General features: G+C 40.4%; 17 protein-coding genes. 7 read left to right on the plus strand and 10 right to left on the minus strand.

Going from position 1 to position 20,366, the window contains the following annotated elements; translation table 11 throughout:
* Positions 1-144: 144 nt before the first annotated feature.
* The 6 genes from CPIN_RS33050 to CPIN_RS33075 form a co-directional block, all read right to left on the minus strand.
* Positions 145-978 carry a phosphatidylinositol-specific phospholipase C/glycerophosphodiester phosphodiesterase family protein gene (locus CPIN_RS33050; RefSeq protein WP_012794241.1) on the minus strand — a complete coding sequence of 278 codons (834 nt, stop codon included), beginning with the start codon at positions 976-978 and terminating at the stop codon, positions 145-147.
* A gap of 505 nt (positions 979-1,483) precedes the next feature.
* Positions 1,484-2,245, minus strand: a complete 762-nt coding sequence (locus CPIN_RS33055) for a LytR/AlgR family response regulator transcription factor (protein ID WP_012794242.1) — start codon at positions 2,243-2,245, stop codon at positions 1,484-1,486.
* Positions 2,220-3,254, minus strand: a complete 1,035-nt coding sequence (locus tag CPIN_RS33060; protein WP_012794243.1) for a sensor histidine kinase — start codon at positions 3,252-3,254, stop codon at positions 2,220-2,222. The genes CPIN_RS33055 and CPIN_RS33060 overlap by 26 nt, the downstream gene beginning before the upstream one ends.
* Before the next feature lie 308 nt (positions 3,255-3,562).
* Entirely contained in the window at positions 3,563-4,717 is a 1,155-nt protein-coding gene (locus CPIN_RS33065) for an epoxide hydrolase family protein (RefSeq protein ID WP_012794244.1), read from the minus strand.
* 133 nt (positions 4,718-4,850) lie between these two features.
* Positions 4,851-5,246, minus strand: coding sequence for a hypothetical protein (locus CPIN_RS33070; RefSeq protein WP_012794245.1), 396 nt, complete (start codon positions 5,244-5,246; stop codon positions 4,851-4,853).
* Between the two features lie 10 nt (positions 5,247-5,256).
* Positions 5,257-6,033, minus strand: coding sequence for an SDR family oxidoreductase (locus CPIN_RS33075; RefSeq protein ID WP_012794246.1), 777 nt, complete (start codon positions 6,031-6,033; stop codon positions 5,257-5,259).
* A 268-nt stretch (positions 6,034-6,301) separates the two neighbouring features.
* On the opposite strand from CPIN_RS33075, the gene CPIN_RS33080 reads away from it, so the two are divergent.
* The 7 genes from CPIN_RS33080 to CPIN_RS33115 all read left to right on the plus strand — a co-directional run bounded on the left by CPIN_RS33080 (position 6,302) and on the right by CPIN_RS33115 (position 18,055).
* Entirely contained in the window at positions 6,302-6,982 is a 681-nt protein-coding gene (locus tag CPIN_RS33080; protein WP_012794247.1) for a hypothetical protein, read from the plus strand.
* Between the two features lie 1,058 nt (positions 6,983-8,040).
* On the plus strand, positions 8,041-11,298 hold the full coding sequence (locus CPIN_RS33085) for a SusC/RagA family TonB-linked outer membrane protein (protein ID WP_012794248.1): 3,258 nt from the start codon (positions 8,041-8,043) through the stop codon (positions 11,296-11,298).
* Positions 11,299-11,316: 18 nt separating this feature from the next.
* Positions 11,317-12,789 (plus strand): RagB/SusD family nutrient uptake outer membrane protein, encoded by a 1,473-nt coding sequence (locus CPIN_RS33090; RefSeq protein WP_012794249.1) that lies wholly within the window; start codon positions 11,317-11,319, stop codon positions 12,787-12,789.
* An 18-nt stretch (positions 12,790-12,807) separates the two neighbouring features.
* Positions 12,808-13,497: a hypothetical protein gene (locus tag CPIN_RS33095; protein WP_012794250.1), complete on the plus strand. Its 690-nt coding sequence runs from the start codon at positions 12,808-12,810 to the stop codon at positions 13,495-13,497.
* Between the two features lie 22 nt (positions 13,498-13,519).
* On the plus strand, positions 13,520-14,491 hold the full coding sequence (locus CPIN_RS33100; RefSeq protein ID WP_012794251.1) for a DUF5007 domain-containing protein: 972 nt from the start codon (positions 13,520-13,522) through the stop codon (positions 14,489-14,491).
* 716 nt (positions 14,492-15,207) lie between these two features.
* Positions 15,208-17,223 (plus strand): M13 family metallopeptidase, encoded by a 2,016-nt coding sequence (locus tag CPIN_RS33110; protein ID WP_012794253.1) that lies wholly within the window; start codon positions 15,208-15,210, stop codon positions 17,221-17,223.
* A gap of 73 nt (positions 17,224-17,296) precedes the next feature.
* Entirely contained in the window at positions 17,297-18,055 is a 759-nt protein-coding gene (locus tag CPIN_RS33115; RefSeq protein ID WP_012794254.1) for a hypothetical protein, read from the plus strand.
* A 161-nt stretch (positions 18,056-18,216) separates the two neighbouring features.
* Here the strand turns inward: CPIN_RS33115 and CPIN_RS33120 are convergent, their stop codons facing one another.
* The 4 genes from CPIN_RS33120 to CPIN_RS33135 form a co-directional block, all read right to left on the minus strand.
* A complete protein-coding gene (locus tag CPIN_RS33120; protein WP_148230689.1) occupies positions 18,217-18,666 on the minus strand; it encodes a hypothetical protein in 450 nt (149 codons plus the stop codon).
* A 79-nt stretch (positions 18,667-18,745) separates the two neighbouring features.
* A complete protein-coding gene (locus CPIN_RS39725) occupies positions 18,746-18,961 on the minus strand; it encodes a DUF6576 domain-containing protein (RefSeq protein WP_012794256.1) in 216 nt (71 codons plus the stop codon).
* Positions 18,958-19,488, minus strand: a complete 531-nt coding sequence (locus tag CPIN_RS33130) for a dihydrofolate reductase family protein (RefSeq protein ID WP_012794257.1) — start codon at positions 19,486-19,488, stop codon at positions 18,958-18,960. Before CPIN_RS33130 ends, CPIN_RS39725 begins: the two co-directional genes overlap by 4 nt.
* 63 nt (positions 19,489-19,551) lie before the next feature.
* Complete coding sequence (locus CPIN_RS33135; RefSeq protein ID WP_012794258.1) at positions 19,552-20,334, minus strand: AraC family transcriptional regulator; 783 nt, start codon at positions 20,332-20,334, stop codon at positions 19,552-19,554.
* Positions 20,335-20,366 lie beyond the last annotated feature (32 nt).

A 20,366-nucleotide genomic window follows, 5' to 3' on the forward strand; every position in this document is an offset into this window, starting at 1 on the left:
AGCTTACATGATGCTGACTGTCAAAGGTCCGGGGAGACACTTCTTTCTCCACTAAGAAAATAAAAGCCCACGCGAGGCGTGAGCTTTTATCGGAAGGATAGCAGGACTTGCCATCTGCCACCTTGGTTATGACACAATTGTAGGTTAAGTTCCAGGGAGTACATTGGCAATCACCTGGCGGTCGTTTAAAAAATCTTTTAGATCAGTGAGCCGGTCCGTGTTAATGAGATCTACGCCACAGTCCAATAGCGCATTCCATACCACGGGGTTTTCCGGTGATGCCCACAGGCGTACCTTTTTGCCATAACGATGTGCCTGCATCACATAGTCACAAAGCCTACGGCGTTCCTCTGCAGGAAAATCACCCCGTCCTGTCCATTTCAACATACGCGCGTATTTGCAACTGGCCGTTTGGTAAAGATTAGCAGCCAATGTATCTTTTTGCACCTGCATCAGGTCCTGATCTATAAAAACAAAACGGTTCCGCTGTGTTTTTATAGATGCAACCGGCTTGTGTCCTGTGATGACGATGGTAACCTGACGCTGGATCATTTGTCCGTCACGATATTCTGAAAGCATTTCGTGGTATTTTCCCAATAATGCGTCCAGGGCTTGATAGGTACGCTCACTACCCGACTTGATATCAATCATGAGCGTTATCGGAGCGTCAGGGATGGTAGTTCTTCGATCAGTTCCGTTAATGCAATTGAGTAGTGGCGCTAGGTACAAATTCTCCAATGTTTTATGCAGGCGAAGCTGTGGTATTACGTGCGCCACGATCAGTTGATTACGCCACAAGTAAATATCTGCTTCGATATAGGTATAGCCATTCCCAAGAGCTTCATACAAAGGTCGTTTATGATGGTAATCATTATGCGCATAACCATGATGAAGCGGAAGATTCTGCGCGGCAACAGGAAAGACAGTCAATTTTATCACCAGTATTAGTGTAAGTCCGAAGAGCTTCAAATAATCCATATAACTTTCGTTTCTGGTGCAAATGAAGTAGTAATCGTAAAATATTATTGAGACAATCAATGAGAGGCGGGCAAATAAGCCGCTAAGCCGGACAGACCTTAAAAGAACTTGATAAAATCGTGTATACGGGGGATTTTTTTATTGCATGATATTTTCCGGCTTGGGATAAAAAACAACAATTTCCCGATCATTACATCGTTGTATTTTTTTTATTTGGAGCAATAAAAACAAGTACGCTGACCATAGCTATATTTTCTGGAAGTCATACTATACAAGTCTAACGAAGAGATATAAACATACTAGTTGCATCATTTACAAAACAAGTACGTCTGCATTGCATACAACAAGGAATGTGTATTCTTTTATAGTACCTGATATTTAAGCATGAATGATTACAGTCCGCACGATCCATTTATAGGAGATGCAGGGAAAAGAGCCGCTACCACTGCGGAACATGTAGTGATAAAACGCCAAAGTATTGCGTGTTTTTTATTATCATCTATTATTACAAACCTTCCAGCCATCGGAGAAAGGATGATGCATTTGCTTTGCTGATTACTATTGATTCGGGGGTATTTACAGCAAGTTTAGCAAGCAACTTTCGGGGGAAAATTTTTTCTACATTAACAATGGAAAGCTTATTAATGATGAATTGGCGATTGGCGCGATAGAACACCTCCGGATCAAGCATTCTCTCCAATTCGTCAAGCGTTGAAGAAATGAAATATTGGTGATTTTTGGCTGTTCCGATTTGTACTATCGTATTTTCCAAATAAATATAAGCAATATCATTTACAGGAAGAGGAATAATACTCTCCCGTTGTTCTACAAGTATAGACTTTTTGTAGTTGTTTTTTAATTGCTGGCCTAGTTTTTCAATAGTAAGTGTCGCAGCAGCTGATTCAAAAACTGATTTCAGTGTTTGATATTTCTCCATTGCTGTTCTTACCGAATCTTTAGTGATAGGTTTTAATAAATAGCTTACTGCATTTGTTTTAAAGGCATCAAGCATATATTCATCAAAAGATGTACAAAAAATTATGGGTGTTTTGATGGGAACTTCCCTGAAGATGTCGAAACACATTCCATCTGCCAGTTGAATATCAGAAAAGATCAGATCCGGTAAGTCATTCCCTCTCAAAAACTTAACACTCTCTTCTACGGAATCAAGGATGGCTATTATAATATTGGATGCATCCAGATCAACCAATATTCTTTTCAACTCATTTGCCGTATTGATTTCATTCTCTATAATTAAAATTCTCATATATAGGCAACTTAACAGTAAACATTGTTGAGCTTTTTTCAATTATTAAATTTCCGGAAAATAAGAGCTGATAGCGGTTCAGCAAATTACTTAGTCCGACCCCCGTTGAATAATACTGTGATTTCATTGGGTTGAGATTATTACTTATGATGATAAACGATGCGTCATTATAGATCTGTATTCTTAAAGGTTTGCCAACAGATGCTATATTATGTTTAATCGCGTTTTCCAGCAAAAGTTGTAATGTCAGTGGAGGTATCAGGGTCTGCATTAATTCCCCTTCAAGATGAATGTCTATTTCAATGGCATCTCCTAGGCGTGTTTTAATAATATATAAGTAAGACTTGATGAAATTTAATTCGTTTTCTATTAAAACAACATGCAACTTATTATGAACCAGCATATATCTATAAACACTGGCAAGATCAGCAACGTAATCTTTAACCTGTTTTTCCTGTGTTATCGAGATTAAAGTATTTAATGTGTTAAACAAAAAGTGTGGACTCATTTGCTCCTTCAAATTGGACAAATCGGCTTCCAACTGCGCTTGTTTAAGCTTTTCTAATTCAAGAATACGATTTTGCCTTTCTCTCAATAATTGCAAATAAAATACAATAAGAAATTGTACCATACTAAGCAGTAAACACCTTAATATCATCAGGTACCAGTTCAGATCCTCTATGGCAATGGATAAGGAGGAGTTTGTCGATAGTCTGCTAAATACAAAATCGAGTAAGATAGAAGCGATAAAAACAGCTATGGTAACAAATATGATGCTGCATACGTAGGCCAGATATCGTCCTTTATTGTGAAGCAAGGCATATTTTCTGTTCAACCAAAGGTGTAAAAAAAATGCAAGTAGTCCTGCTGTGAAAGTATATCTGATTGTGCGTACCGCTAAATATAGACCACCCGAATGAACATCACTTCCGGTCAATTTAATGGGTACTGCGGCCAGACCTATTCCGAGTGAAATGATGATTCCTAATATCCGGTATTGTTTCCACATAAAAAGTCAGCGAATTACAATTTTTTGTTAAAAACGTGTCCCCTGTCAAATTTGTAATTTCCAATTAAGACTGTTTTAGAAGCATTTACCCCTATGCCGTCAAAAAAATTATTTCTGTACTCCTAATTAGCAGGTGGCATAGGTAATATTTTCGGAGAAAGGAGGATTTCATCCCAATTTTCATCAAAAGAATTGAGGGCTGTCCTTCATAGCCTTTCCGGAAAATTTAAAGCCCACAGATGGATCTGAAGGCTTTAAACTTTCTGAAAGGAGTAATTAATTAGTGATTTCTTATTGCTTTAGCGGTTTTAAAATTTGCCATAAAAGAAATCCCTCAATTCTTTTGCATACAGATCTGGCACAGTCAACGCAGCAAAATGGCTACCTTTTTCTATAATATTAAATCGTTGCACATTCACTTTCCTGTTGGCCCATTCTATTGGAAAAGGTGCTTCTCCCGGAAATAAGGCTACGCCTGTAGGGGCTTCGACTCTCATTTCCGATTGCAAGCCTGTTGTCCAGGCGGCCTTACCTTCCTCAGCATATGTACGGATTGAGGTATTAATGGTTTCCGTGATCCAATATATCATGATATTGGTGATCAGGTCATCTTTCGTATATTGATCGTCTAAGTTTTCCGGCTTACCAGACCAAGCATGGAACTTTTCAATTATCCAGGATGCTAGACCTACAGGGGAATCATTTAAGCCGTAACCTAGTGTTTGCGGCTTTGTCGTCTGAAGAAGGTTAAAAGCCCCTTCTGTAAAAAACCATTGCTGGATAAAGCTGCCAAACTCCTGCTCCGGGGCAGACATTGTTAACCAATCCTCCCGCCCGTTTGGATAGCCAACATCCGTGATATGAATAGCAGAGACCTGTGAAGGATACTGATTGGCCAATGATTTGCTGATTGTTGCACCCATATCGCCTCCTGCTGCAAAGAACGTTCGGTATCCTAATACCTCTGTCATTAACCTGGCCCATAAACGGGCCGTCTGATCACTACTTTGCGGAACGCGGTCTGAAAATCCAAAACCAGGTATTGAGGGGATCACAAGATCAAAATCCTCTGCTGCATTACCGCCATAATTTTCGGGATCAGTAAGCATGGGGATTATTTTATGAAACCTATAGAAGCTATCTGGCCATCCGTGGGTTAAGATCAATGGTTTGCCGTCGTTAGATTTTCCTTTCACATATATAAAATGCACCATGGTACCATCTATTGCTATCTTAAACTGTGGAAATTTATTCAGATAGGTCTCCTGGGTTCTCCAATCGTAATTATTCTGCCAGTGATCTACCAGTTCGCGTAAATAAGCCGGATTGGTGCCATAATTCCAGCCAGCATTTTCTGGTTCATCAGTCCAACGCGTCTGTTTTAATCTTATAGACAGATCATTTAATACTTCTTGTGGAATTGCTATTGTAAAGGGTGTCATCTGGGTCATTTTTTGATTCATACAAATTTAACCGTCCCCCGGCTAAGCTAATTGTATAAAACTAACCTCTGCATTATTTAAAGACCTGTAAGAGGTTGTAGCATCATATCCGTCATTAAACAACTTTCTTCCCATTTCTACCTACCCCATTCCTCTATCTACTCACTCCCTGGCCCTTTGTCCCATTAGGAATCAGTATTCCATGACCTATACGTATATCTTTGGGCAATCTAAAGCCTTTGGTATCTCCATCCTTCTTGATCATTACGTTCTGAAGTAGATTTTTCAAACTTTCTTCATCAGCTTTATCCCATTTTTCCTTCCCAAAACTTATTCTGATATGCCCGGGAGCAACTCGTCTTCCATTCAGCTCATGCATAAATGAAAACAACATTGTTCCTTTATCTCCTACAAAAGTACTATCAACAGTTATCGTGATTGTTTTACCAACTTTATTACTTAAATATAATCTCCTGGGAATAGTACAAGATATAAGCGTCATCATTATTACTATGGAAAAAACCTTACTAATAGAATTTACTATATTCATGGGATGGTTATTAATGTTGGAGACTAGCTTTTGCTTTACTTATTCTTTTATCTATCATTTCCGTAAAGAAGTTAGGCGCTATCCGGCTCATCCACTTCATAACATTCGCTAATCCAGGTCTGATTTCCAGCTTATCATTTAAAATACCCTGAATAGAAAGGCTCACCATTTTGTCTACTTTCATATCCCTGGGATGACTCTTTTCCGGTATACCTGTTTGCAAAGGCTTGTTTGTTTTCGGAGGAGCCACCTCAAATACTTTCACACTTGTGTTTTTCAGTTGAAGCCGCAATGCCTGTGAATATATATGAATGCCCGCTTTCGTGCCGCAATATATTGGTGAAACAGTGAATGGTACAAATGCAAGACCTGACGTAACATTTACAATCGCTGAAGATTTTTTATTCATCAAATGAGGGAGAAACTGATGAATCATCCGGATGGTTCCTGAAAAATTCGTTTCAATCTCCTCCGTAACGTTATATATGTCCACACCCTTATCGTTTACCTCCACACTATGCATAATTCCCGCATTATTAATGATGATATTCAACTCAGGAAATTGGGATGTAACCTGCTTGTAAAGCGCCTTAATACTATCCGGATTATTCACATCGCTTTGAATAGTATTTATACCTGGAAATTGCCTTTTTGTTTCATCCAGTTTGTCAGGATTGCGACCGGTAACAATAACGTTTGCACCATGTTGCATTAATTGTTTCGCAAACTCCAAACCAATCCCGTTAGTTCCCCCTGTAATCAATACAGTACTGTTTTCCAATTTCATTTTATTAAGTTTAAATAAAGCAATCATCCGTCGCCAATATTTCCCTATGCAAGCAATTATTGCAACCAAAAGCACGAATATCATCTCAGTAGATCGCTCTACCTACCCTTTGGGTTGTAGACCTGTCGCATTTCAACATAGGTTTTGGGGAATATTAGTTCACATATTTTATGTCATCACTATATTTTAAACAATATTGCAAGATTTGCCTACGTTAACGGATATGCTACTATTTTGATACTTTTACATCTAACAAATAAACATAAGCATGAACGCTAAATCACACATATTTGTTCTGGCATTTTTGGCGATATTATTTTCTGCTAGCATATCTTATGCTCAACACGGCCATGATCAGACAGTAGCTTCTATACCTTGTGATTCAACACTGCCTGCCAATCTGCTAAATAGCGAAAGAATCGAGAAAAAGTTTGGGGCTTACGGGATTGATGTGCTTTATAACAGTCCTCATTTAAGGGTATCCAACCTTTATGATGGTAAGAAAATAACCCGAACACTGGCTATCGTAGACTATCCGGAAAATATCGACAGTTCCTTTTCAAAAGAACATGAGCAAGTTGTAAACGGAGGTTCCATAGGAAGTACTTTCAAAGCACAGGGTTGGAAAATTGAAAAGAAGACAATCTATCTGGGAGAGTTGTCTCCGTCTGTCGATTATAATGCATTATATAAGTTAATGGGAAATGTTACGCCTCAAAAATTATCCATCTGGATGTATATTTTCTATATTCAAAAAAACGGGAAAGAATACCCGTATGTAACCATATCAGAAATCTACCACCCCGATTACCTGTCATTAGCAGATCTCAGGTGTATCAGTAACGATGCTGACGTCCATCTGAAGCAAACAAAAGCTGTTACCCATAAATTGAAAAAGGTAACGCAGTTAATGACATTGAAATTTAATCAACAGACAAACAACAAATAGATGCTGGCAGAAAGGTTCAAAACATCTCCTTTCCCCTTCAGAAAAATAAAAGCCTTCAGATACGATGCTGAAGGCTTTTATTTTACTTTATCACTTCTCCCTTTTTTGTTTATGTAGAATGAGATCCCATTATTCCATCATTAATAAACCCACATTTTCCATTAAGTCTGACCGGGCAACAACCATCAACAAAAGAGAAAAAACTTTCATACTTTATTGGAGTTATCTCTTCCCACTCTGCTGCGCCTGAGCTACTACAATCAAAAACAAGTTGATAATTAATAATATGGCTCTCATCTTATACATGTCTATATTATAATACTTTGTAAGTGAAGATCGTTAATGATCAGGATAGTTGTTACCAATTCATCATCAGAGACACAAAACAAATATAAATAAAGCATCATGATTAATAGTTATTGTTTCTACGCAAAAAAAAACGGCGCATTACCATTCTTTCTTTGGTATATCAGAAACAGCATCCAATGACGCCACTGGTCTTTTAATATCTCCCCGGAGGTACCTGGTAATGTCTTTCAAACAAGACACCCCTTAGCTCGCAAAATGCTCCCAAAGAAGACATGCTTTATCCTTTTAGTATGGACAAATCATTACCGTTTGATTTGTCCTTCTTTTGTTTTCAGATAGATTACCCTCCTTTAGCTGATTAAGCGCTTGTGGCTTTGTCGACTACACTACCAGAGCATTTAAATTTCATTTAAGATTGTTTACAATCCGTTCACTTTTTAATGACTACTTATTTACCAAATACGTACTATCTTGTCAAAATTCGATAGTTTTATAGCAACCAAAATCAAGTCTGGCAAAAACAGCTAGTCACGTGAGACGAACAATGAGAGGCCAATTAGTGTCGCAGAGCAAACAATAAGGATATGTGGGTCTAAGACTTTTTTACAACGCTCATGCCAGTTATTATTATATCAACGAAAAATTTGTAACAGCATAATACTGGGAAAAGTATTAAACAAGCCCGTATTAAATCTATTGCCTATAGGGCATTATCAACCAATTTCATAATCCTCCATTAATTCTATTTCATGATTGTTAATTTAACAAGATACAGCTACGGCTGTAGTGTAGTGTTATTAACGCTCGTCTTCACCCTTATGTCTAATTTTGCCAATGCACAAGGCACGGCGGACACGCGTGTCAGTGTGTCCGGGACTATCAAGGACGGAGGAGACGGCACATTCGTTCCAGGCACATCGATCAGTATCTCTGATTCTAAAGCAGGTGCAGTATCAAATATAGATGGCGGCTTTACCATCAAAGCCAATGTAGGTAGCACCCTGACATTCTCAATTGTCGGCTATCTGCCTTTTACTTATAAAGTGAAAGGTGCTGAATCCAATGTAGCTATTGTATTAAAGCGCGATAAAACGGACCTTAAAGATGTAGTGGTTATCGGTTATCAGGAAGCTTCCCGCAAGAGTGTGACGGCTTCTGTGACTTCTGTAAATCCTAAAAACTTATTGGATGTCCCTACCCCCTCACTGGGTGCGCTCTTACAAGGTCGTGCGCCTGGACTGGACGTCCAGAACTTTTCGGGTGAACCTGGTGTAAGAAGTAATATAGTAATGCGTGGTAATACAGCAGTCAGTAGAAGTATCAACAGTGACTTCACCACTGCCCAAGGTAAAGCAAGTCTTGCCCGTGCTTTGAGTGGCCCATTATATGTAATTGATGGGGTACCACAAAGTACAGAAGATATCGCTGCCATCAACTATGGTAGTGGTACCAATACGGATGCGTTAGCAGGTATTGCCGTAAATGACATCCAGAGTATTGACATCCTGAAAGATGCGTCTGCTGCTGCCATTTACGGTTCCAGGGGTGCTGGTGGTGTCATTATCATCACGACCAAGCGTGGTATTACCGGTAGACCCAGAATCGACTTCTCTGCTTATCATGGTATCACAGATATGCCGTCGCTTGATAAGATATTGATCGGTGCTGAAGAACGCCGGGGCAAAATGGCATTGATACAGCATTATGGACAATACCTAAACCTCCAGAATATTCCTCAGATACTTACGGACAGTCTGAATCCCGCTTTTAACAACGCAAACGACTATCAGGGCCAGCTGTATCAAACGGGCCAGGTTGGTAACTATGACCTTTCCGTAAGTGGAGGTACTAATCTTATCAACTACAGGTACTCTCTTAATTATTATGATGAAGAGGGCATTATCAAGAAATCCGGTTTTCAGAGATATAGTTTCAGTAGCACTACTGGTTTGAATTTATCTCCCAAACTGAATATCAGCACCATTATCCGCTATGCCAGATCCGACAGACCCAGATCTATTAATGATCTGTCAGGAGGGTATGGTCCTTTTAATGGCGGTTATTACGCTTCAAGCCCTTTACCATCGTCAGCATTATATTTATCGCCTGCTAATGCGGCTTTCATTTTCGGCAATACTACCAATCAGACAGACCGCAACTCAGATGATAATTTGTCCATCAGTCCTGTAATTGACTGGAAAATCTCTAAAAAATTCAGCTTTAATACAGTAATATCTTACACGGCACATAGTGCACGTTCGGATTCATATACCCCAGGCGCGGTAAGAAGAGATGGAACGGGAGCCGCATCCAGCTTTGTGGAAAACAGGAACAATTACCTGATGAGTAATGCCCTTCAATACACCACCGGATTGGGTGAACACCATACCCTGAACCTGTTGTTGGGTCAGAATACGGAGTACATGGAATACAGGGCGACAATATCAAGCGCAGTAGGTATTCCGAATGACCAGATCCGGACAGTTACGGTACTTGATAAGAATCTGGCTGAAACCAGCACCGACTTGCTACAGAGCGGAATTCAGACGGGTTTCCTGCGTGTCAACTATGGCTTTAAAGGACGCTATCTGTTATCTGCTGTAATAAATGCGGATGCTTCTTCCCGTTTTGGTAAAAACAATCGCTGGGGTTACTTCCCCTCCGTGTCTGCAGGTTGGGTGATCAGTGATGAACCATGGCTGAAAAACGAAAGTAGCTGGCTCACGTTATTAAAACTGCGCGCAAGTTATGGTGAAACCGGACGTCAACCGGATGGTGGTGATAACTACCTGTCTTATAACACCTACAACATTGGTGCAGGCGCCTTCCCTGGTAGCACCAACCCTTCTACAGGCAACAACCAATCCCTATCTTACAATGGTGTTCCTGCGATCTCCCTTAATTTTGATAAAGGTCTTTCCAACCCAAACCTGAGCTGGGAGAAAACAAGCCAATCGAACCTGGGTCTGGATCTTACTTTGTTGAATGGGCGTTTTAGCGTAGTGACAGATGCATATGTTAAATCCACACATGGAGGGATCTTCACACTGGCGGTGCCTATCACTACCGGTTATTCCACTAACACCGCCAATGCTATTGGTGTGAGAAATACAGGGGTAGAAATGCAGTTCATTGCCAATATCTTTGAACCTACCAAACCATTCCAATGGCAGTTCCTGTTGAACATCGCCCATAACGATAACATCATTACCTCTTTACCAAATGGTGGCCGCGATATCTATCTTGATAAATACTTGTTGAGACAAGGTCAGCCTATTAACACATACAATACATTCAAAGCAACCGGTATATACAGAACCGATGCTGATGTACCTGTGAATCCTGTAACAGGTTCAGTTCTCAACTTCTATGGTTATCCCTTCAGAGGAGGAGACCCGATCTGGCAGGATTCCAATGGAGACGGCGTACTGGATGCAACAGACTATGTTCCTACGGGCAACCCCAATCCTAAATTGACAGGTGGTTTCAGTAACACATTCAGCTATAAAAGATTTACACTGGATATCTTCTGTACGTTCACTGCCGGTCGTCAGATCTACAATGATTACTTAGCGGGAAGATTGTCCCAGCTGGTACCGACTGATGATGGTGATCCAAATCCCTTACACTCGATCAGTACACACTCCCTGCCCGACCTGAATGGTATCAATTATTGGTATAATCCAGGTGATAATGCACAGTATCCTTCATTGAGTTCTGTAACAGGTACCCGTTATAAATATGCACTGGTAAGTTCACAGTGGGTAGAAAGCGGTGCCTACCTGCGTATTAAGAAAATATCACTGGGTTATAGCTTGAATCCCGCATTACTGGAAAGAGTGCATATGAAGCGTGTGCGTATCTATGGTCTTGTAGATAACCTGAAGATTTTCCAGAAATCAAAGAATGTACCTGATGCAGAACAGGTAGATGCCTTTGGTGTATATAGTGGCAGTGGCTATCCCCTGCCTAAGAAATTCACATTGGGATTGGATGTCAGTCTATAATTTTTAAAACAAAGGATCATGAACAAACGACTCTTACATAAAGGTTATATCACCTTATTACTGGCTTCCATCATGACATTATCATCATGCAGTAAGATACTGGACCTGGAGCCTCACAATTCTACTTTCACAGAAGCATATTTCACCAATGAATCAGATGCAAATACCGCCATCGCGGGCGCCTATGCGCTGTTGAGAAATATTCTTATCGCAGATAACACATGGCATGTCTATGGCGACGTTCCTGCCAGCGAATTTCTGATCAACGGAAACTATGACTCGGGCAACAGCAACGTGGCATTAGGGCTTTTTACGGGCCTGAACGTAAATGGCGGCAGCTACTGGAACTGGCAGAAATATTATAAGCTACTTCAGCAGATAAACCTGATCATTGCCAGGGTACCAGGTATCGACTCTACAAAATTTGTCGATCCTGCTACTAAGTCCCATATTATCGGGGAAGCATACTTCCTCCGTGCTTTTACTTATTTCTTCATGAGCAGGGTATGGGGTGGCGTACCATTAAAACTTACGCCTGACTATGACGCCAATGCTGCTTTAAATATTCCGAGAAGTCCTGCTGATGTAGTACTGGCACAATGTCTGGCAGATGTAAGTATTGCTGAAAAAGATATGGCCTTTGGTTACAGCGATGAAGGACAGCGTGCTGTAAGAGCAAACAAAGGAAGCGCCTATGCATTGGAAGCACATATCAAGGCATGGAAAAAAGATTATGCTGGTTGTGAGGCTGCTGCCAATACAGTGATTACCCAAGGTGGTTACCAGCTGGTAGACTCTGCTAATTACGCATCTGTATTCATCGGCAAATCAGCGGAAGGCATTTTCGAGATCAATATTAATGGAGGACAGAATGAAGGCATTGCCATCAATGGTGGTGGCAACGGTTCTGCCGTTACACTCATGCAACCTTTTGTTTATGGTAAAGGATACCTGGAATGGCCTGTGAGTACAATCTATGTCAACAATCTTTATAAAACAGATAGTGCTACAGATATCCGTTACAGAAGCTTCTTCTTTCAACCACAGTCCTCTAATGGCCAGGTGATTAAATATGCTAATATCACCTACGCAGATGGCTCTACAAAAGGAGATCCGAGATTAAATAACAACCTGAATATATTCAGGCTCGCCGATATTATACTCCTGAGAGCAGAAGCTTTAAATAAGTTAGGCCGTGATGGAGAAGCTGTCACACTGTTAAACCAGGTACGTAAAAGAGCTGGCGTACCCGACTATAATGGCGCAGGCGAAGCACTGGCTACTACAATACTGGAAGAACGCCTGAGAGAATTATTCTTTGAAGGGCAATCTTATTTTGATCTTGTAAGAAATGATAAAGTGACGCTTTATAATGAATCTTTCAGTCAGGATCAGTACAATAAAGGAGGATGGTTATGGCCAATCGATCCTAACATGTTCAAAGACGACTACACCCTTGCACAGACACCTTTCTGGCAGGGTAAACTCTAATCACTTTAAACCAGCTGTATGAAAAAGATCTTTTCCGGAATCCTCATATTAATGACAATAGTTTTCTTCTCCTGTAAGAAAGATTATACAATCGGCGGCAGTATTACCGATCCGCACGTAAATATGACCACTTACGATTATCTAAGAACAAACCCTTTATTTGATACACTGTTATTACTGATTGACAGAACAGGGCTGAAAGAGGAAGTGAATGCCTCAGGAACATTCTTCGCTATCACTGACTATGCTATCAGTAACTATGTAGCAGAAAAGCAGGAAGACCTGCGGGTAAAAATGAACGACGAAAATCTCCTGTACACCTTCGATTCTATTGACTACGCGGTGATGAGAGACTCCCTGAGAGCCTATCTTTTTAAAGAGAAGATTACAAGAGACAACACTACTGAAATTGGTCGCTTCTTTAAGGCAAATGATGGGGAACTTCGTCTGGTACAATTGATTCCTACCACTGATTATACAGATGGTACGGTTTTCACCACTAAGCCAAAATATATTTACCTGACCAAATTGATTGCTACGGAGAATGGTTATCCTGTACCAACAGACTCTACTGGTTTACCAGGGTTGAAGGATGGGCAGAAATTACAAACCCTTTGTCAGACAACAGGTATTCTTACCACAACGGGTGTATTGCATGTGTTGAATAACAATCACACATTCACTTACTTCCAGGATTTAAACAATTAATCATTACTTTATTTCTATTATCATGAATAGTAATTTCAAAGCTACTGCTTATGCATTGCTTGCAGCCGTTGCGCTTTCATCTGCCTGTAAAAAGGTGGAAAATGGTTACCTGAGTAACCAGATACGGTATGTTGATAATCCGATGGAGGTAAAACGCGGACAAATAGAGCAAACTGTTGCGGTTAGTAATGATGGTTCCAGCGCACCGGTAGTATATAAACTACTCGATATCAGGGACAGCTCAGGCCATCATGCAGATTCACTCTTTGCTTCTTACAGCCGCTACGAATGGATCGGTGAGTTTAATCCAGATACAGATACTACCGTAGACCTGTTGAATAAGAAAAGACAACTGGTAAATAAACCGCCCTTCGATTTCAATATTCATACAGGCGCATTTACCTTTTATAATACAACGACCAAAGTCCCTTTGGGCAAATACGATTTTGATATACAAGCCACCAACGAAAATGGCACTAAAACCTTCAAGAACATCGCCTCCTTTACTTTGGTTGATGATGCGCCCTATGTAATCGGCGCCGGTGGAGCTGCTTTGTTTCTTGATGGTACAACTACCAGTTATGACATCGGAGCACCTGAAGTAACCATCGTAAAGACTTCTGACGAGGGCACCAATATTGTCCTGAAAATAACAGACAAAAATGGCAAGCCATTCAATCCTTCTGCAGGAGAAATTATCAGAAGAGGTGATCGTAGCGATTTTGGTACTTATGCGCAGTTCCATCCACTCGTATATACAGATTCCACAATGACCTGTAATTTCGAGACAACACCGTTTCCTTTGAAGCAAAGTACTTACGGTTACCTGATCTATTACCGTATTCCCAGTCAGTATGTAATAGCTGACCCTGGTTATGCTCCGGATAACAAGCAGATATATAGTGCGAATCCAAGGTTTCAGTTTAATATCTACCAGGAGGGTACTTATGAGGTAACAGTAAAAGTGAAGCGCGTGACAAGAGATACTAATTAAATAATATAAGTTCAAAAAAGGCTGTATCATACTAATGATACAGCCTTTTTTGCGCCTGATTTATATCATTATTTACGTCCGATCAATAATAACATTTCACTCGCATTCCTGTGGTCATTATCAACATCAGCTTTTCCGAAATAGAATCTTGCCTTTTCTATTGATTTTTCCACAATTAATCCCTCCAGATAAAAACGCCCAGGAAATAGTTTGCGTCATCTCCTCATATTGATAATTCGTTCCCTGAGATTCCTCTCCCGCAATTCTTTCAAAAATCTCAAACGCTTTCCTTTTGTCAATTGGAGTTCCAACTCCATAGTAATAACAATACGCCAATTCAATTGAAGCTGTATTGTTCAGTGTCTGTGTAAGCTGGTGTAATTCGAAGACCTTTGAATAGTTGCCCAGGTCCCGATACATCATTGTCGCCCGACCATTTCATTCAGTAACTTTTCCCAATCTTTCTTGCTTCTTATTGTTCTCATTTTTGCAGTTTTTGCGTCTAAACGTAGAGCAAACACAATATTTACACTATTATACACTACTTTTATTACAAATAACCTTTGCAGACCATAGTTTCCAGGTTGCCCAGCAAAAAAGAAAGGTTATTACCGGATATCGCAGCATCCCCAGATAAAGGAGATTTGATAAAAACTTAGATAGAAACGATATCTTTATCAATCAGTCAACATCATTTGGCCATTAATATAATCTATATGAAAAACTGGTTCTTACTATCGCTTTTCTTAGGTTCTTTTGTTGCCTGCAAGCAACAAACTACTGAAAAAACCTTCATTGCTATTGAAGGGATTGACTCAACCATCCAGCCTGGCGATAATTTTTATAATTATGTAAATTTAAAATGGTATGATACCGCACAAATACCACCCAGCCAATCGGGCGTAGGTGCATACCGGTTTATGAACTATCAGCAACGACTGAAGTTACAGGGTATCCTTGACAGCGTGTCAAAAAGCAACAATCCCGCTGGCAGCCTTGAACAAAAAATCGGTGATTTCTTTGCTGCCGGAATGGACACTACTATCATCAATCAGCGTGGATTTGGGCCACTCAAAACAGGCTTACAGCGGATCGACGCCATTGGCAGTATTGCTGATATGCTCACATTCGTGGCGGAAGAAACCAAATTGTCAAACATATCTCTAATTGACTTTCAGATTTTACCTGATCAGGAAAACAGTAGCATGAATATGGGGCATATTTATCAAACTGGTATTGGTATGCCTGACAGGGATTATTACTTCAAGACTGACACTTCCACCATTGCCATACAGCAGGCATATAAAAAATATCTTACTGATCTCTTTACGTTGACAGGAAGCGATGCAGCTTTAGCGCAAAAAAATGCTGCCCTTGTTTACGATATCCAAAAGCAGTTGGCTTCCTCACATAAGACCAATATCGAACTACGGGACGTAAAAGGTAATTTCCATAAAGTAGCGCTGGCTGACTTAAATAAACAACAAGCAAATATAGGTTGGGCTACCGTTTTTAAACAGCTCGGGGCTACCTTTGATTCGCTGGATGTAGCCCAATCTGGCTATTATGATAAGCTGAACACACTCTTCAAAACAGTTCCGCTTGAGGATTGGAAAACATATCTGAGGGCAAATTATATCAGCAACTACGCGGATTATCTCAGTAAGCCTTTTGTGGATGCGGCCTTTGAATATAATAAAGCCCTTACAGGACAGGCCATGCAAAAAACACGTGGCGAGGTGATGTCAGGCGTAGTAGATAACTATCTCGGTCAGGCACTGGGACAATTATATACCAAGCTATATTTTCCAGAGTCTGCCAAAACGCGGATGCTGGAGCTTGTGAATAATCTGCAGAAAGCGTTCTCTAACAGAATAGATCATCTCGACTGGATGAGTGACAGCACCAAACAAAAAGCCAAGGAAAAATTATTTGCCATCACCAAAAAGATCGGATACCCCGATAAATGGCGCGAATACAAGCATGTAACCGTTATAAGGAATAAATATTTTGAAAATATAGTATCGGCCGCCGCAAATAACTTCCAATATAACCTGGCCAAACTCGGGAAGCCTGTTGACAAGACAGAGTGGTTTACTACACCTTCCACTGTTACCGCCTATAACAATCCTTACGCCAACGAGATTGTTTTTCCAGCCGGCATTCTGCAACCACCATACTTTGATAATAATGCGGATGACGCACTTAACTATGGTGGTATTGGCATGGTAATCGGACATGAAATGACGCATACATTTGATGACCAGGGCGCCCAGTTTGACAAAAACGGTAATGTTAAAAGCTGGTGGACACCTCAAGATTATGAGAAATTTAAGGCAAAAACACAACAGGTCATAGACCTCTACAGCAAATTCACGGTACTGGATAGTATGCACATAAAAGGTGCGCTTACAGTAGGAGAAAACACAGCAGATATAAGCGGGGTAGCGGTCGCATATGATGCTTTTAAAATGACCAAGCAAGGCCAGGATACCTCAAGAATTGGCGGTTTTACACCTGATCAGCGCTTTTTCTTTTCAATAGCCAGGATCTGGCGGGTGAAAATGAAAGATGAATACCTCCGTTACTGGGTAAATAACGACCCTCATTCTCCCCCTATGTGGCGTGTAAATGGCCCATTGATGAATATAGCGGCTTTTTATACAGCTTTTAATGTACAACCCGGACAGAAATTATACCTGGACGAAGATAAGCGGATCAAGATCTGGTAAAGCGGGGAGACTTTTCTAATTTTTATGAGCGTTTTGCTTATATTCGTTACAGTACTTTAATAATCATACATATATGAAAGTAGTTGCCTTAATGCTGGCAATGTTTTTTGCCGTTACAGCCCGGTCACAAAATACCATCAATAATTACAAATACGTTTTGGTACCACAACGATTTGATATATTCAAACAGGACGATCAATATGGGCTTAGTACGCTTACAAAATCTTATCTGGAGAATTTAGGATTTATGAGTTTCATGACTAACGACCCTCTACCGGCTGATATTGTCAATAATAAATGTAGTGCGTTAAAAGCGGAACTTGTGGAGAAAAAGAAGTTTTTAGCCACTAGTTTAAGTCTGGTGTTAAAAGATTGTCAGGGCAATGTTGTCTATAAAGGTCAGGAAGGCATCAGTAGAGAGAAAGAATGGAGCGCAGCTTACAGAGAGGCCTTAGCAAAGGCATTTGTCTCTCTGACAGCCGCACAATATAAATATGACAGTACCGGTGCTATTCAGGCAGCTCAGCCTACTCAAACCGCCCAGATACCACAAACAACTCCCAGCGCTTCACCTGCGCCAGTTGCTGCCACGCCGGCTACAATCTCAGAGAACAAAGACGTCTTATACGCACAGGCAAATGCCAATGGTTACCAGCTGATTGATACCTCTCCTAAGAAGGTAATGACATTGCTGAAAACATCACAACCGGATAATTTCATTGCAGATAATGGTGTGGAAAAAGGCATTGTATTCAAAAAGAACGGGGAATGGTATTTTGAATACTATAAGAATGACAAGCTTGTTTCACAGCAGCTTTCTATCAAATTCTAACTGGTTTTAGTCATTCCAACGCTTTGAGCCTGCTGCCCCACAGCATATAAAAAGCCTTCAGATCTTTTCTGAAGGCTTTTTTATTACAGATCAGTGATCTGCGATTTCCAATCGAAATGCTGCTCACTACCATACGGCGTATCTAAGCAGCAATTATTTTACTACGGCCTGATCCACAAACGACTTGAATCAGCAGCAATATCATACTCATAGATTTCACGACTCAGGGTATCGACGCTGACCCATTGGGCAGTTGAAAATATCACGCCCTCCCCATTATTGACATCCGCCCCTATTTGTACCCTAACATAGCTACCGGTATCTGTATTTTCAATTCCATCGTACATAAACACAATAGAACTGTCCTTAACGAAGGACTTCACCATTTCATTTGTTGATAACTGAATATAGCTACGAATCGTATCCCCCATCCACGGAAACTGGTCGTTTATCTTAAAAAATGTACTATCAATTATATTGATTGGCGTTTGCGCAGCCATTGTATCCTGTATTATCGGGGTTACAGTGGTGTCTGATTGATTACTGGTGACATTGTTACTGTGACAAAATGTAAACAGGGAAAGCACAAGTACAAGGAAAAATTGTTTCATAAAAATGGGATTTGCATTGTAATGTTCCATACAATATTTACAAAAGTATGCTTTAACGTAGGTAATATAAAGTAGCGGATTAATTAGATCCTGAGTAACGGTTTAGCAAATCTTTCTCTTTTTTACTAAGGCTGTTAATACCTTTTTTATGGATCTTTTCCAGTATGGCATTAATATTCTCCTGTTGATTTGCTCTGTTCATATTGTACCTGTGATCAATGCTGATAATACGCGCCCCGCGCTTCTTGAAAAACTGATTATCTATCAGCAATAGATGTACGCTGTATGTTATCACCCTATTTTATACCATAATGACACAAGTCCGGTATTGTAGGTTTTACTATCAAGTAGCGTAAGTCGGGTGCGGTTCTCCTGCGGATGAAACAGTGGTTTCCCAGCGCCCAAAATGATAGGGTGCACAGACAACCATAACTCATCCACCAACCCTTCTCTCATGAACGCGTCTGTAAGCGATGCCCCCCCAAACAACCAGATATCTTTACCAGCTTGTTCTTTTATTTTGCGCACCTCAGCAATACTATCTCCAGCAACAAGGATAGCACCTTCTTTCACCTGCCTTAGTGTATTCGAAAATACATATTCCTTCATACGTGGCATACCTGGTACAACCTCTCCATTGTTATTATCAGCATGTTGCTGCGCCATTTCATAGCTCTTACGACCAATGAAAATAGTGTCCACACGGGAAAAAAAATCATTCAATCCATAGTCCTGATCATTAAAACACCAGTCGTACTCCCCGTTCGGACCTTCGATAAAACCATCCAGGCTTATAGCCAGACCTAAAATTACTTTACGCATATGCTCGTTTTTATAGCACAAAGCTCCACAATAGCAATTACCTGAAATTGTACAAAACGGACCTCAATATAAAATATGCTGTGACTGAGCCACTTCTTTGGGGGTATGTCCTGAATAAGTATTGTAATCACGTATAAAATGCGCCTGGTCATAATATCCGCTTTCGTAAGCTATATGTGTCAGCGATTGATCAGGATATTTTTTCAGATATTGCAATGACCGTACAAACCTGTTTACTTTCAGATACTCTTTGGGGGAAAGACCAACGTATTGTTGAAATTTACGTAAGAGATAGCGCTGGCTGATTCCGGTATTTTCAGTAAGCGCTTTTACAGACAAGGACGCAGGCGAACGCTGTGCCAGCAGCAAACAGTTTGTTATCTGCTGATCATCCTTACTATTCGCCAGCTGCCGGAGAAGATATTGCTGCACAATAGCTACGCGTGCAACATTATTACCTGCGTCTGCCAGTTGGTCTTCCATTTCTGTAGCCATGTCCTCCCATACATCTGCCAACTCAACTGTAGTATCGGTTAATGTATGCATGGGTTGATGGAAAAATTTATATGCCATGCCCGGTTGAAAACAAATGGCAATTACACCCGATCCCTTACGCATCTGCACATCCATTGGCTGACTCATGCGTGAAGTGATAATACTGCGTCTGTACAATGCTTTGTCAATGATGGCCAGCGGAGTGGTCGTATAGTTTACAAACAACTCTGCACAGGTATCAGGTAACACGCGTACGTGACGTGTATCGATATCATCATCACACTCCATAGTACATATTAACCTTATGTAAGGCTGTAATTTTTCTATGGCGTTATATAGTTGAAGACGCATACAGTGCAAATATACGTATCAGATCAAAAAAA

Origin of the sequence: Chitinophaga pinensis DSM 2588, assembly GCF_000024005.1 — a bacterium.
In the GTDB taxonomy this organism is placed as follows: domain Bacteria; phylum Bacteroidota; class Bacteroidia; order Chitinophagales; family Chitinophagaceae; genus Chitinophaga; species Chitinophaga pinensis.